The organism is Pseudoalteromonas sp. NEC-BIFX-2020_015, from assembly GCF_012952265.1.
In the GTDB taxonomy this organism is placed as follows: domain Bacteria; phylum Pseudomonadota; class Gammaproteobacteria; order Enterobacterales; family Alteromonadaceae; genus Pseudoalteromonas; species Pseudoalteromonas neustonica.
This window is the reverse complement of sequence record NZ_JABCJL010000039.1, coordinates 18,739-34,176: the sequence shown is the minus strand read 5'-3', so window position 1 is coordinate 34,176 and position 15,438 is coordinate 18,739. Positions and strand designations below refer to the sequence as shown.

Here is a 15,438-nt window from a genome sequence, read left to right as displayed (position 1 = left end):
CTTTCTAGGGGCGATTGACTCTTTGTTACCTACACGGATGTAGGTAAGGGGCGTGAGCAGGACGCGGAAGCTTTGCTCGGTTTTGACTTAGCCCGCTAGGTTACAAACCTCGCGCCGCGATTAAATCCCCCCTAGATTGAACAAATTTCAATCCACAAAGCTCAACACGCCCTAGGGCGTGTTGAGCTTTCGTGATTAATTTTGCAGCAGTATGTTTGGTATTTAGGCAAGGCAGAGCCTATGGTGTGTGGTTGTTCCCCATAAATAGCCGATAACGCAGTATAAATGCCAAACATGCGCTGCCCAAAGGGTTCTTTCTAGGGGCGATTGACTCTTTGTTACCTACACGGATGTAGGTAAGGGGCGTGAGCAGGACGCGGAAGCTTTGCTCGGTTTTGACTTAGCCCGCTAGGTTACAAACCTCGCGCCGCGATTAAATCGCCCCTAGATTGAACAAATTTCAATCCACAAAGCTCAACACGCCCTAGAGCCTTTAAATCTAATTGCTTATCGTGGGCGGTAATCACTAAAAAGTGGTTTCTACCTTCGTTATCTCGTAAAAATAAGTTTTTTAGCCGTGTTCCAGGACGCTCAATCATTAACTCATCTGCGGTGAGGCTGCCATGTAACGCTGGATGTTCAATCGCATCATAATAGATATCTAAATGCGCTAAAAACGCCGCTAATTTAGTTTTATCAGCCAACATTTATAAACAACGTCCTGTTAATCGTACGCTGAGATCTCGCCATGACACCTCTTCTATTTCATATTTATTATTCTCGCAATATTCTTTTTTATTTAATTCTTGTTTTAATAATTGCACTGCTTGATCTTCTAGCTTGAGTTTTAAACTATTGGATTCTTCAAAGTATTCTTGATTAGCAAAATCTTTAAACTCACGGCGTGTAAGCGGCCTATCTAATTTCACATTTTTACGCGTTTTTGCTTCAACGGTTACTATATAAGCAAAGACTTTACTCTCTTGCTCATCTAATTTGGTATATAACTGCTTGCTAATAATCTCAAAAAGTTGGTCATCACTTTGATTCGCACAACCACTTAATAGAACAACTAATATCCATATGCATATCTTCATAACGAAATCATTTTTATTACCTAGTTGTAGGTAGTCTATCAAAAAATCACTCTTTACGTGAAAATTCACCAAATATATAAAAAAAACTTGACCAAATTGATAAATCTCATTAAAGTTCGTCCCGCTTGAAAGGGAACATCAAGTAGGTTACGAAATTCGTAATTTTAGGAATGTGGGGCTATAGCTCAGCTGGGAGAGCGCCTGCCTTGCACGCAGGAGGTCAGCAGTTCGATCCTGCTTAGCTCCACCACTTTCCTACCTTTTCTTTTTAAGTTCATAACATCTACTTTTTCAAGTAATCTCTCTAAAACTTTATACTACTTTATTCTCAATAATTCATCTTCAATGCTTGAGCCTTTGTCCGTCATTAGCTATACCTAAACATTAACTATCGTTATTTTGGCTAAATTATGGATGAGCCTAAAAGGGCTACGCTAAAAAAAATTGCAGCGCTTGGAATAAGCGCCGGTATCATCACCCACGCTCCCTATGTTTTTGCCCGCAAAAAAACAACTCTGAGAGTGTTAGGAACCCACGTAACATTACAAGAGGCTATTCGTAAGCAAGCTATGGCTGACTTGGGTATAGATATTGTATTTCAACCAGCTGGCAGTGCTGCTGTACTGCAAAAAGCATCGATGGCTCCCGGCTCTTTTGACCTTTACGAACAGTGGTCCAATAGTATCAATGTGTTATGGAACGCTGGCAGTATCCAAGCTATTGATAAAAAACGCATTCATAACTTTAGTGAAATTAACGCACTAACTAAAACAGGCAAGCTCACTCCAGATGCATCAATCGGTGCTGGCGATGCCCCATATAAACTTTTAAACATCCAAGATGACGGTACTTTAAATAGCAATGAAACCGATTTTATTAGCTACTTACCCTATGTCCATAATGTCGATTCATTTGGGTACAATACAGCTCACATACCACTTGGCACCGCGTATGAAAGTGAAAGCTGGGCATGGTTATTAGATGAAAAACACCGCGGTAAAGTCGCTATAGTTAACGCCCCATCAATTGGTATTTTTGATTTAGCGCTTGCCGCGCAAAGTAAGGGATTAATTAAATTTAATAATATTGGTGCAATGACCCGCCAAGAGCTCGATCAGCTATTTAGTATTTTGCTCAATTACAAAAAACAAGGTCACTTTAGCGGTTATTGGAATTCTGTGCCTGAATCAGTTGATTTTATGCGTAATGACAGAGCCATTATTGAAAGTATGTTTTCACCCGCTGTCGAGAGCTTAAACAGCCAAGGTATCAATGTGCGCTTTGCTGCTCCTAAGGAAGGTTATCGAGGCTGGCATGGCGTAATGTGCCTATCATCCCAAGTGAACGAAAACACGAAAAGTGCCGCCTATGAGTATATGAATTGGTGGTTATCTGGGTGGCCAGGTGCATTTATCGCCAGGCAAGGTTATTACATTAGTAACCCTGAACGCTCAAAACCTTTTTTATCTGATGCTGAATGGCAATATTGGTATCAAGGCCAACAAGCTATAGAGCCGTTACTTAATCCACAAGGAAAAATATCCGTAAAAACGGGCGCTATGCGCAGTGGGGGAAGCTATTTAAAACGTCTAAGTAATGTTGCGGTGTGGAACACTGTAATGCCAACTTACGACTATAGCCTTCAAAAATGGTATGAGTTAATAAGCCGATAACTATTATGCTTTCAATCAAATCAAAAATATCCATTACGTTGGGCATATTAATTAGCCTGCTTTTACTGCAAAGCTACCTATTTGACAAATCTCAGCATGACTTAAGGGCATTACTTGCGCTGCAATATCACGCCCTTGCGCAAAGTGAAGTTGCAACCAGTCTAGAAAATAATGTGATCTCATTACAAGGTCAAGTTGTTGACTATGTAGGAAAAGAAAGTAGACCCATTGCTTTAGATAATTTTAAGCGTTTTTTTCTCGCGGCAAATGCTGATTTAGTTTCCTTTACACATAATGCAAATAAAACCCCGCACCAGTATGATGATTTATTATTGCGCTTAAATGAGCATTTAAATAATTATCGCCATACATTCGAGCAGGTTATTGACAATAAAAAGCATCGTCAAAAATTAGTTGAAGAGAAGTTCAAGCCCGCCATTGCGTCACTACAAACAAGCCTTAATGCTTTAAAAGATAAAGCAAGCAACGAACACAAGTACCGCTACTTTGAGGTATTACGCTCAGTAACAAGTATCGAGCATGCCACACTGACTTACTTAAACGACACACAATATGACTCATCTCAAAAAGCGCAACTAAGCATTCAGACTTTACAGCAACAGCTAAACCATATTGAGCAGGATGGATTACTAAATAATGCACTTCCTAATGTAGACTTTAAAACTCAGTTGCTCAACATTCGCAGAGCTTACAACCAATTAACACTACTAACTAGAGGCTATACATACTCTATTAATGTTGTTTTAACCGGCATTGCTAACGAACTGTTATATCTAACAGAACAAATAAATAACAGCGAGAAAAGTACGTTTATTAAGTCACAAGAAACACTCAACCTACATTTGGCTGATAGCGCTAAAGAATCTCAATTTCTCTCTCTGGCTATGTTTATTTTAAGTATTATTGTTAGTGTATTTATCGTGGTTGCAATCATTTTACCAATGAACAAGATAATTGTGCTTCTGAATAATTTAAACAATGGCACACAAAATAAAGAACTGGCTGAGCCGAATAAAAAGAATGAACTTAGTAGTGTGATAACTGCAGCAAATTCACTTTACAGAAAAAATAACGAAACTGTAAACCTATTACATGAAACACAAACACTCAATACCCAAATGCAAAGCATAAACGCCGCATTATCGTTAGCGAAAGATCAAGCTGAGCAAGCCAACAGAGCTAAGAGCTATTTTGTTGCTAATATAAGTCATGAGTTACGTACTCCAATGAATGCCATCTTAGGCATGCAACAGCTGCTGTTAGAAAGCCCGTTAACTGACCAACAAAAAAGCAATGTTAATAAAACCCTTTCCAGCGCTAGTAAATTATTAAAGATATTGAATGACTTACTCGATTTTGCCAAGCTTGATACCAATAGATTAAAATTAGAAAGCAGCCAATTTATACTGCACGATATTATTAAAAATATTGAAAAAAGGTTTTCAATCAATGCTAAGCAAAAAGGCCTAAACTTAATACTGACTAACCATTTAAAAAAAGATGCCATGCTCATAGGGGATCCTGTAAGACTCGAACAAGTACTCGGTGCACTTGTTGATAATGCTATTAAATTCACAAAGCAAGGTGAGGTGATCGTTTTGATTGAGGTCTGCTCCCAACAGCAACAGCTCATTACATTACGCTTTACAGTTCAAGATACCGGCGCGGGAATAAAACCTGATGAGATAAAACAAATTTTCAGTTCATTTGCACAAGGTAATAACTGTGCAAGTAGAGTGCATGGAGGAACGGGCTTAGGATTAACAATCAGTCAAAAATTAGTCAAATTGCTTGGAGGAGAAATTCAAGCTGACAGCCAACTTGATGAAGGTACTAAATTTTCATTTAATCTCTCATTTACTTTAGTCGACCCCGAAGGCGCTACTATGCAGAACCTTGAACAACCTCAATTATTAGACTTACCCACCGCACTTGAGAATCTAGACTTTAATGATCGACTGCTTACTGATTTATATCGACGCTTTAAAAATGATTACAATGATTACAATATCCAAATCAAGGAGCTGTACGCAAAGCAACATATTCTCGAATTAAGGCGCTCACTCCACACATTTATAGGTCTTACAGGCACGCTAGGACTCGAACAGCTAAGAGCAACAGCACTTAAGGTCAAAGAGGAAATCAAGCAACAGCAACTCATCAATTTAACTGTATTTGAGCAGCAATTAACGATGGCGTGTTGCGCTATCGATCAATACATACTTACGAATCAATTGAAAGCGACCAAAGAAATTACACTTTTCTCCGATGATAAAAAACTTTATTTGAACGAGATAAAAGTACTCGCTCAAGAAGCTCGCCCAATAACGGCAAACCTTAATCAACAATTAAATGAACACCTTGTAGCCTCGGGTAATGACCCTCAATTACTACAACTTAAAGAAGCCATTGATCAATTCAATTATCAAACAGTTATAGGGACTATTAATAATTATTTAAATCCACCAAAAAACTAGACAAGACTCAGAACAATGAACTATTTTTTAATTAGTTAAGTAGCTACACATGGATTGCTAGTGCACTCAAATAATCAAGTTACATCAAAAGTTATGATGAAAAATAGGCAGCAAAAACCTTTGGTACTCATCGTCGATGATGAACCAAATAATTTACATATTTTGGTAGAAGGCTTGCTTTCTGATTATGATGTACGCATTGCAACGGGCGGCGCGCAAGCCTTAGAGTTTATTGAAATTACACGCCCTGATTTAATTTTACTCGATATTATGATGCCTGAAATGGATGGCTACGAAGTCTGTAAGATTCTTAAAAGTAATCAAAATACCAAAGGGATCCCTATCATTTTCGTTACAGCAATGACGGAGGAAGAATCTGAAGAACACGGATTTGAATTAGGCGCAATAGACTATATTCATAAGCCTTATAAACTTTCGCTAGTAAGAGCCCGTATTCGCACCCACATGACCGTACAGGGCATGTTAGATAGATTGATTGAAAAGAACTTTGATCTACACGATAAGCTGCTAGAAATTGAGGTCCTCGCCTCTGAGCTTAGTAAACGTGACACCGAGCTAAAAAAATTAACCGCTAAACAAGAATTATTCTATCAAGCGCTTACAAGTACAGCTGATGGCGTTGTAATTACCAATAATAAAGGAATTATTATTGCTGTTAACCCCTCTTTTTGCAGGATCACCGGTTTTAGTGAGAATGAAGCACTTGATACACAGCTAAAAAAAATTAAACAAAACAATCTGCCTGAAATGAACTTTGATGCCATTTGGCAGCATGCGAGCAATGCGGGATATTGGAGTGGGGAGTTAATAACACGACGTAAAAATGGTGAACTATACCCAGAGCTTTTAACGTTAAGTATGGTGAAAAATGACATTGATACGAACGTTAACTTTATAGGTGTATTTAGCGATATATCTAGTGTTAAGGTGACTCAAGAACGTATTGATTATTTAACCTGGCATGATGAACTAACCGGCTTTCCAAATAGAAATAACTTTTTAAAGTTATTAGATCAACAGCTCAATCAATCTTATATCGATTTGAATTATGCTTATATTTTTATTGTTGATATAGACAGCTTTCATTCCATTAACGATGGCCTCGGTTTATTAGCGGGCGATCAAGTTCTCCAAGAGTTAGCTGCTCGAATTGATAGTACACTCGATAGAAAAGACATCGTTGCACGTTTAGGGAGTGATGAATTCGCCGTTCTGTGCGCAACAAACAAAGGCACAGGTAGAAATAGAGCCCAAGCGCTCGCTAATACAAAGGCACAAAATTTACTTATCGCTGCAAGCGAACCTTTTACTGTTGATGAAGAAAAAGTCACTTTAACCGTTAGTATTGGCTGCTATATATTTCCGCGTATGGATGTGCGCGAAAATGCAATTGAGACAATTCGTAATTGTGAGGCTGCATGCTATAAAGCCAAAGAAAAGGGCGGTAACCGAATCACATTTTTTGATACTTCCTTTGGTGAGCAAGCTAAACGCCGTTTTGAAATAGAACAAGATTTACGAAAAGCAATTAGTCAAAATGAGTTAACGCTTTATCTGCAGTCACAATACGATAGCCAGCATAAACTCAAAGGCGCTGAAGTGTTACTGCGCTGGGAGCATTCTAGAAAAGGCTTTATTAGTCCCGCTGAGTTTATCCCGATCGCTGAAGAGTCGGATATAATTTTTGACTTAGATTGCTGGGTAACATGTAGAGCATTAGAGCTACTTGCAAAGCTTAACCAATTCAATTCAAAACTCGGGTTATCAATTAACATTAGTGGTCGTCACTTTCACGAAAATCGTTTTTTGAACTTTGTAACCAAGCAAATACAAAGCAGTAAAATAAACCCGAGTACGCTTACAATTGAGATTATTGAAGGGACCTTACTAAACCATATGGAAGCAGCGATTGCAGCTGTACATCATTTAAAAAAGCTAGGCGTTAGGGTATCAATTGATGATTTTGGTACTGGTTATTCAAGCTTAACCTACTTAAAACAGCTGCCGATCCACGAGCTTAAAATAGATAAGTCATTCGTTTTTGAAGCTCCAACAAACAAAAATGACAAACTGATTATTGATATGATCGTGAGTTTAGGTAATTTATTTGATCTAAAAGTTGTCGCTGAAGGTGTTGAAGGCGAGGAACATTTCACCATGCTGCAAGCTTACCCTAATATGATCTTACAAGGCTATCATCTTCATAAGCCTGAACCTGCTGATTCATGGTTTTATAGCTTAACGAACCCGAGCGCTGAATAATAAAGTGATCTTAATCGGCTAAATTCAACGCTTACTGCGTTGAATTTAATTACAATCGGCCTAGTACTTTAATTCAAAGTAAATATTTTAACCAAAACTTAGCAAACACGCCCTGGACTAGGGCATGTTTTATACGCTATATATTATTCGCGGACTTGCCCTTCACCATTAACAAGGTATTTCTCTGTTGTTAATGATTCTAGGCCCATAGGCCCATAAGCATGCAGCTTTGAAGTTGCTATACCAATTTCAGCGCCTAAGCCTAGCTGCGAACCATCAGAAAAACGTGACGATGCATTCACCATCACAACTGAGGCATCAACGCTACGTTGAAATAACTCTGCAGTAGCTTGATTTTTTGTACAAATAACTTCAGTGTGATGTGAGCCAAATTGTGAAATATGGTCAATCGCGCCAGAAAAATCCGATACAATGCGAATTGCAATTTCTAAATCTAGGTACTCTTCACCAAACTGGTCTGCTTCAAGTACTGTTGCATCATCAAAATACTTTGCAGCTTGGCTATCGGCATTTATCTTCACACCTTCTTGGCGCAACACAACTGCACATAAGTTTAAAAATTCATCAGCAATATCTTGGTGTACAACCAAGCCTTCAAGCGCATTACATACACCTGTACGCTGTGTTTTACCATTAAGTAATAAGTTAACTGCCACTTCTAAATCGGCATCCTTATCCACATACAAATGACACACACCTTTAAAATGTTGGATCACGGGAATAGTGCTATTGTCAGTCACAAAATTGATCAACCCCTCACCACCGCGTGGGATTATTAAATCAATGCTGTCGCGTTGCTGCATAAGTTCCATGAGTAAACCACGGTCTGGATCAGGAATAACTGAAATTAACGCTGCAGGCAAATTATGCTGTTCAAGCACTTGATGCATAACACTTGCTATTGCTTGTGAGCTTTTCAATGCTTCTTTACCGCCACGCAATATAACGCTATTACCTGATTTAAAACACAAAGCGCCTGCATCTGCAGTGACATTAGGACGTGCTTCATAAATCATGCATACCACACCCAGTGGCACACGCATTTTGCGAATTTTGATACCATTTGGTCGCTCAGTAATATCACGTAACTGTCCAACTGGATCATCAAGACTTACGATAACCTCAATCCCCTCAGCCATCGCTTCAATGCGCTCATCGTTGAGTGTTAAACGGTCGATCATCGACGCTGCTAAATTATTATCACGCGCCGCAGCCAAGTCACTTTCGTTTTCTTTGATGATAAATGCTTTTTGTTCACGTAATGCAGTTGCCATATCTAATAAAACATGGTTTTTTGTCTCGGTATCGAGTAAAGCTAACTGATGTGCAGCTTTAGCTGCTTGACGTGAAATATCCGTAATTAAACTCATGACTTCTCCAATAATGCGATATCTTTTTCTGAAATAACAGGCCCAATTGAATCTTGCATTTTGTCGCTAAATTCACTTTGCTCGTTATCCGCTATAAAATTCAATAAACAACTACTGTAGTTGGCCGTCGCTTTAGCTAAGCGAGTGCCATCATTACTACGTACTAAAATAGTATCACCAACAGCAAATTCACCATGAACGGCAACGATTTCATCACCGCGGATGCAACCAGTTTCACCTTCTAAAGATTCATCATATGAACCTTCAACAACCACTTCACCCTGCTCATTTGCGGTGTGGGTCATCCAATGCACGGCTTCTTGCATTGGTTTCTCGTAAGGTAGAAAAATTGTCCCAGGGTTTTTACCTTCAAGTAACTGCGTAAAAGTCTGCTCTTTAAACCCATTAATAATATAAGTAACGATGCCGTGTGACGTCGCCTTTTCAGCCGCTTCAATCTTGGTTTTCATCCCACCTGTGCCAACCGCGCTTGTTGCACATCCTGCCATTGCATAGATTGACTCATCTATTGACTTAATTTCAGGTAATAACACCGCATCATCATGTAAATTTGGGTTTTTATCATAAAGCCCATCAACATCTGAAAAAATCATTAGCGCATCGGCATCAGCCGCCGCCGCAACCATGGCTGATAAATTGTCATTATCACCCACTTTTAAATCATCTGTTGTTACCGTGTCATTTTCATTCATGATGGGCAGCACACCATGCTCTAATAAAGTGAATACTGTTTCACGAATACTTTGATAGCGCTCACGATCACGTAAATCACCATGTGTTAATAAAATCTGGGCCGATGGAAAATCAAAAAAACGGTCCCACATCGCCATCATTTCTGTTTGGCCTGCTGCGGCCATCGCCTTTTTCATCTTCACCGTACGCTCTTGTGTCGCTGGGAATAAGTGTGCACCAGCGGCTACTGAGCCTGACGACACTAAAATCACTTCGATTCCCTGACTACGACAACGAACAATAAACTGTGCGATGGTTAATAAATAACGTGAGCGGCAACCATCTTGGTCTGGTGCAATTAGTGCACTACCCACTTTAAGTACGATACGTCGCCAATTTAACTTTTGCATAAGTGTTCAACTTTCCATTTTAACTATGACGCCCCTCTTGGGGTCAGTCTGAAAACAATCACCTAATTTTCTTATTAGGTTACGAGTTAGCATTTTGTATATTCCATTTTTCACTTATCACTTTTCTGCGCTCGGCAAAAAGCCGATCACTAAGTTTTACAACAAAGTGGATTGCAGGTATAGCATAACTTTGCTCAATCATTAGACTGAACTGTTATAAAATAAATAAAAAGTGTTGTTTATGCATCGCTGTAAAAGACTGTGTGAGGCCTTTTTATTAACAACATACATAGAGCCTCTAGAGTCTGGTACACCAACAGATAGGGTGATGACTCAAGGACCGAGATTTGCTCACCACGATGGGTGTCAAATATTGGAAATAACAATTCAACACGAAAGGTATTTCGTCTCCAAATAATGGAACAGCCTTTACGGTTAACTATTATTAAAAAGTGAATTTAAACATACAAAACATCGTTCAAATAATTAAAGGCTTGATTTTTAAGTATATAAATATAGTAACCTCAATTAAAACTACTAAATAAATCAGTAGTAAAAAATAACTATATGTATTCGCTTATATTAAGCTTAATATTAATTAGATAACTAATTGTTTGAACACTAACTATAATACGCTAATATCGACCTAGAGATCAAGGCTACATTTCGCCCATATAGTTTATTAACTGCACAGTAAAGGTTAAATACTCTTCATATTCAATAGGTTAAGCTGATGTTAATTACGTTAGATTTATTCAAAACGACTAAATTATCATTTCTTCCACAAATAAATTTATAAACAGCTAAAATTCTATTAGGAAAAGTTCACATACACGTGTATACCCCTGTATTATTCGTTTTGTAAGCTTATACCCAAACTACCTCACGATACAGAATTCAGCGTTTCACAGGAGCTTAGTATCAAGGCGTTACTTTGTAAGAATGGTAATCCCTTTTAAGAAGTAGCAACGCAGGGAATAAGTGCCTGTGCAACGCCCTAAGGGTTGGTTTAAAAGCGATTTATGCTGCGTTATCGATTTTAATAAGGGAATAACCATTCTCTGCAATCAATGCCTTGCCTAAATCGCTTTTAATTCCAACTGAAGCTCGAATCTTGAGGTGGTTTGGATATATCCCCTAATTATAAATAAGGAATACTTCATCTATGTCAGCTATTTATATCGCAGGAATCGCCCTTTGCTCGGTTTTGGCCCAGTGGGTAGCCTGGGGTTTCCGTGTCCCTGCTATTTTATTCTTGTTACTTACAGGGTTGCTGTTAGGCCCTGCGACTGGTTTATTAGACCCTGACGCACTGCTTGGCGATTTACTCTTTCCTGTGGTTTCTCTGAGTGTTGCAGTCATTTTATTTGAAGGCTCATTAACATTGCACTTTAGAGAGCTCAAAGGTATCGGTAAGGTGGTCCGAAATTTATGCTCTATTGGTATGATTGCTACCTGTATCGTTATCAGTTTAAGTGCTTATTGGATTTTAGAGCTCAACTGGCGCGTTGCGGCAGTGCTCGGCGCTGTATTAGTCGTTACTGGCCCAACGGTAATTGCACCATTATTAAACTCAATGCGACCGACTCAAGATATTGACCGTATCCTACGCTGGGAAGGCATTGTAATTGATCCTATCGGTGCTTTATTTGCCGTATTAGTGTTTGAAGCCGTTATGCTCGTGGGTCAAGGTGAGGTCTTTCTGCATACTGTAGTCGCTTTATTTAAGACTCTAGGCGTGGGCTTATCTATTGGTGTATTTGCTGGATGGTTAACCACACAGCTTATTCGTAGAGAGTGGTTACCTTTTGAATTACATAAATTTGGTATACTTGCTTTAGTGTTAATTAGCTTTAGCATCTCAAATTACCTTAGCCATGAGTCAGGCTTATTGGCGGTTACTGTATTTGGTATTTGGTTAGCTAATCAAGACGACTTAGAAATAGATTCAGTGTTAGAGTTTAAAGAAGATTTATCTATGATCTTAATTTCTACACTGTTTATTTTACTCGCTGCCCGTTTAGAACTATCTGATTTGATGATGCTTGATAGTGATGTGTTTATCTTTCTCGCTATTGTATTGTTTATTGCGCGCCCATTGTGTATCGCAATATCTACATATGGTACAGATCTTCCGGTTAAATCACGATTGGTGCTAGCGTGGATTGCGCCTCGCGGTATCGTCGCTGCGGCTGTAGGCTCTGTGTTTGCATTAAGTATGATGGAGGCGGGTGTTGCCGATGCTGAAAAAATAGTCCCATTGATCTTCACCGTGATTATTATCACCGTGGTACTGCAAAGCTTAACAGCAATCCCTGTAGCTAAACTACTTGGTGTACGCCAACCGTCGCCAAATACAATTTTGATTATTGGTGCAAACCATGTCGCAAGAGCGATTGCGTGCGGATTGAAAGAGCAAAATATTCCAGTGCATTTATCTGATCCTGCTTGGGAAAACTGTCGTATGGCACGCATGGACGGCCTAGCATGTTATTATGGTAACCCGCAGTCTGAGCATGCTGAACGCTATTTACCCTTAACAACTATTCGTAGTGTTATTGCATTGTCGCCTAATCGCCATCATAACGCGCTCGGTGTACAGTACTTTTCGCATTTACTTAATGAGAAGAATGTATTTTCTCTACGCTCTTCGAACACTCATGCCAAGGCAAATAAAGACAGCGCAACATTCTTATCACGCCAAATTTTATTTGGTGATAGCGGTTCATATGCACGTTTAAGTAGCCTAATTGCCAAAGGGGGCAAGGTCAGTGCAACGCGTATTTCTGAAGAATTTAGCTGGGAGCAATACCTAGAGATGAACAGCGAAGCTATCCCATTGTTCATTCTAAATGGCGATAAAGATAGCGATGACGATACACCGATCAAGCTGCGTCCGTTTACTATTAATATGGATAAACCCCCACAAGAAGGTGAGCGCGTTGTAGCTATGCTACCACCTAAAATGTCGGTGTTAAAAGATCCTAACAACGGTAAAAACAAAGAACCAAAAGAAATTAGAGAATAAACAAAAGGGCTAGGTGAAAAACCTAGCCCTTTTGTTTTTAATAAATTTTATTGTTAAACTTTTTTTCTTTGGATTTCAAACTACCTAACCCAAGCTTACTGCGCTAAAATTAACACCTCAGCCTTGCTAACTTCATTCCTACATAGGCAAACGGGCACGCGCAATAACACTGTCTGGCATTTTTTGCGCAAGTTGGGCTAACGCTGTTTCTATCTTTTGATGAGTCGCTTTATCTGCAACCATGGCATGAAATAACCAGCGATAAGCATCTTCATAGTCACGCGGGCTGCCGAACCCATCATTAAATAATTTAACTAATCTTAATTGCGCTTTTAGATTCCCTTGTGCTGATGCTTCTCGTAAATAGGTCACCGCCATCGCTTTATCTTTTTGTACCAATCGGCCAATGTCGTAGTAGCGCCCTAATTGCTCTAATGCCGCCGCTAAGCCTTGTCCTGCAGCTTGGCGCATGTAGTACACACCTAACTCCACATTGCGATCAACACACACGGCATAAGCCAGCATATCGCCATATAAAAATTGATACGATGGCAGTGCCATTTTATTGGCTCGTGCCTCAATATCCTGTACTAACTGGCAATCATCTGCCTTAACGCGTGCTAAATGTGTATTCTTATTAATTAACGCTAACAGCTCTGTTTCTGTGTACAGTGGAACTGCAGCCAGCTGTTCTTGGGCTTGGGTGTGGCTTGCTAGCAATAACGATAGCGGCACTAATGATAAACAAGTTAACAAACGCATTTAGGTCACTTTAAATTTAAAACCATCTTATTAAAGTTTATACAAAGATCGTTCCAGAATAAAAGTTAATCACGATTATTTATCATAATCGTAATTAACAGACACAAAAAAAGCTGCACAAGGCAGCTTTTTTAGTTCTATTAGTAATTATGCAAATGGGTTGCGTAATACCATAGTTTCTACACGATCAGGACCGGTAGAAATAATATCAACAGGTACACCTGTGATTTCTTCAATACGTTTGATGTAATCAAGCGCTGCTTTTGGAAGCTGTTCAACAGTAGTTGCGCCTACTGTGTTTTCGCTCCAACCTGGCATCTCTTCGTATACTGGTGTTACTTTTTCGTAACCTTCAGCTGCAAGTGGCGTCACGTTCGTGATTGTGCCATCTTCTAACTGATAACCAGTACAGATTTTAAGTGTTTCTAAACCATCTAAAACGTCAAGTTTAGTTAAACAAAAACCTGAAATAGAGTTGATTTGTACTGCACGGCGCATTGCCACAGCATCCAACCAACCAGTACGACGAAGTCGACCAGTTGTAGCACCAAACTCATGACCAACAGTACCCAAGTGTTTACCAACTGGATCTTGCTTTTCAACACCATCGTAAAGTTCTGTCGGGAAAGGACCTGAACCTACACGTGTTGTATACGCTTTGATAATACCTAACACGTAATCAAGATTTAGTGGACCAAAACCAGCACCTGTAGCAACACCACCGGCAGTAGTATTAGACGACGTAACGTACGGGTAAGTACCGTGATCGATATCTAGTAATGTACCTTGTGCACCTTCAAACAAGATGTTGTCACCCGCTATACGCGTTTGATCAAGTAACTCTGTTACATCAACAACCATTGCTTTTAAGATATCTGCAACAGCCATTGCATCATCAAATGTCTTTTGGAAATCTACTGCATCTACTTTGTAGTAATTTACTAAAGTAAAGTTATGGTATTCCAATACTTCTTTAAGCTTCGCTGCAAATAGTTCAGGATTAAATAAATCACCGATACGTAAACCACGACGAGCTACTTTATCTTCGTAAGCTGGACCAATACCACGACCTGTAGTACCAATAGCTTTATTACCGCGTGCTTTTTCACGGGCTACATCTAATGCGATGTGGAAAGGCAGAATAAGCGGACATGCTTCGCTGATCAATAAACGATCGCGTACTGGTACGCCACGCTCTTCAAGCATGCCAATCTCTTTCATAAGCGCTTCAGGTGATACAACTACACCATTACCAATCACACACTTAACATTGTCACGTAATACACCCGATGGAATAAGGTGTAAAACTGTCTTTTCACCTTCGATAACCAAAGTGTGACCTGCGTTGTGGCCACCTTGGTAACGAACTACTAAAGATGCTTTGTCTGTAAGGAGGTCAACTACCTTACCCTTACCTTCGTCACCCCATTGGGTGCCTAATACAACAACGTTTTTACCCATTGTAAATTCACTTAGAAAAAATTAGGACGAGATTTTACCAGAAAATGAGGGTAAAGATCACCCCCGTTTAGGTTATTTTTTCTGCTTGATCGTTAATTGACCGCAACAACAAAAATTAACTGGTTGAATAACATTAAGTTAC

Annotated in this window: 9 protein-coding genes, 1 tRNA gene and 1 pseudogene; 5 read left to right on the top strand and 6 right to left on the bottom strand. The window is 39.3% G+C overall.

The annotated features are described in order from the left end of the window. Window positions 1-485 precede the first annotated feature (485 nt). Together HH219_RS20085 and HH219_RS20080 are read right to left on the bottom strand one after the other, a co-directional pair. Window positions 486-707 (bottom strand): annotated as a pseudogene (locus HH219_RS20085) (prolyl-tRNA synthetase associated domain-containing protein); the annotation flags it as partial. Then, a complete protein-coding gene (locus HH219_RS20080; RefSeq protein WP_054452942.1) occupies window positions 708-1,097 on the bottom strand; it encodes a hypothetical protein in 390 nt (129 codons plus the stop codon). A 174-nt stretch (window positions 1,098-1,271) separates the two neighbouring features. On the opposite strand from HH219_RS20080, the gene HH219_RS20075 reads away from it, so the two are divergent. The 4 genes from HH219_RS20075 (at window position 1,272) to HH219_RS20060 (ending at window position 7,551) form a co-directional block, all read left to right on the top strand. Further along, window positions 1,272-1,347: transfer RNA gene (locus tag HH219_RS20075), tRNA-Ala, on the top strand. A 160-nt stretch (window positions 1,348-1,507) separates the two neighbouring features. Continuing rightward, window positions 1,508-2,770 (top strand): extracellular solute-binding protein, encoded by a 1,263-nt coding sequence (locus HH219_RS20070; RefSeq protein WP_169328445.1) that lies wholly within the window; start codon window positions 1,508-1,510, stop codon window positions 2,768-2,770. 5 nt (window positions 2,771-2,775) lie between these two features. After that, window positions 2,776-5,268 carry an ATP-binding protein gene (locus tag HH219_RS20065; RefSeq protein ID WP_169328444.1) on the top strand — a complete coding sequence of 831 codons (2,493 nt, stop codon included), beginning with the start codon at window positions 2,776-2,778 and terminating at the stop codon, window positions 5,266-5,268. Between the two features lie 96 nt (window positions 5,269-5,364). Then, window positions 5,365-7,551 carry an EAL domain-containing protein gene (locus tag HH219_RS20060; protein WP_169328446.1) on the top strand — a complete coding sequence of 729 codons (2,187 nt, stop codon included), beginning with the start codon at window positions 5,365-5,367 and terminating at the stop codon, window positions 7,549-7,551. 143 nt (window positions 7,552-7,694) lie between these two features. On the opposite strand, the gene HH219_RS20055 is transcribed toward HH219_RS20060, so the two are convergent. Both HH219_RS20055 and proB read right to left on the bottom strand, forming a co-directional pair. Continuing rightward, on the bottom strand, window positions 7,695-8,942 hold the full coding sequence (locus tag HH219_RS20055; RefSeq protein WP_169328443.1) for a glutamate-5-semialdehyde dehydrogenase: 1,248 nt from the start codon (window positions 8,940-8,942) through the stop codon (window positions 7,695-7,697). Further along, window positions 8,939-10,045 carry a glutamate 5-kinase gene (proB, locus tag HH219_RS20050; RefSeq protein ID WP_054204516.1) on the bottom strand — a complete coding sequence of 369 codons (1,107 nt, stop codon included), beginning with the start codon at window positions 10,043-10,045 and terminating at the stop codon, window positions 8,939-8,941. Before proB ends, HH219_RS20055 begins: the two co-directional genes overlap by 4 nt. 1,165 nt (window positions 10,046-11,210) lie before the next feature. Here proB and HH219_RS20045 point away from each other — a divergent pair. Continuing rightward, window positions 11,211-13,073 carry a sodium:proton antiporter gene (locus HH219_RS20045; RefSeq protein WP_054204517.1) on the top strand — a complete coding sequence of 621 codons (1,863 nt, stop codon included), beginning with the start codon at window positions 11,211-11,213 and terminating at the stop codon, window positions 13,071-13,073. Between the two features lie 138 nt (window positions 13,074-13,211). Here the strand turns inward: HH219_RS20045 and HH219_RS20040 are convergent, their stop codons facing one another. Both HH219_RS20040 and HH219_RS20035 read right to left on the bottom strand, forming a co-directional pair. Further along, complete coding sequence (locus tag HH219_RS20040; RefSeq protein ID WP_054204518.1) at window positions 13,212-13,835, bottom strand: SEL1-like repeat protein; 624 nt, start codon at window positions 13,833-13,835, stop codon at window positions 13,212-13,214. A gap of 147 nt (window positions 13,836-13,982) precedes the next feature. Then, window positions 13,983-15,296 (bottom strand): adenylosuccinate synthase, encoded by a 1,314-nt coding sequence (locus tag HH219_RS20035; RefSeq protein WP_169328442.1) that lies wholly within the window; start codon window positions 15,294-15,296, stop codon window positions 13,983-13,985. Between the last annotated feature and the right edge of the window lie 142 nt (window positions 15,297-15,438).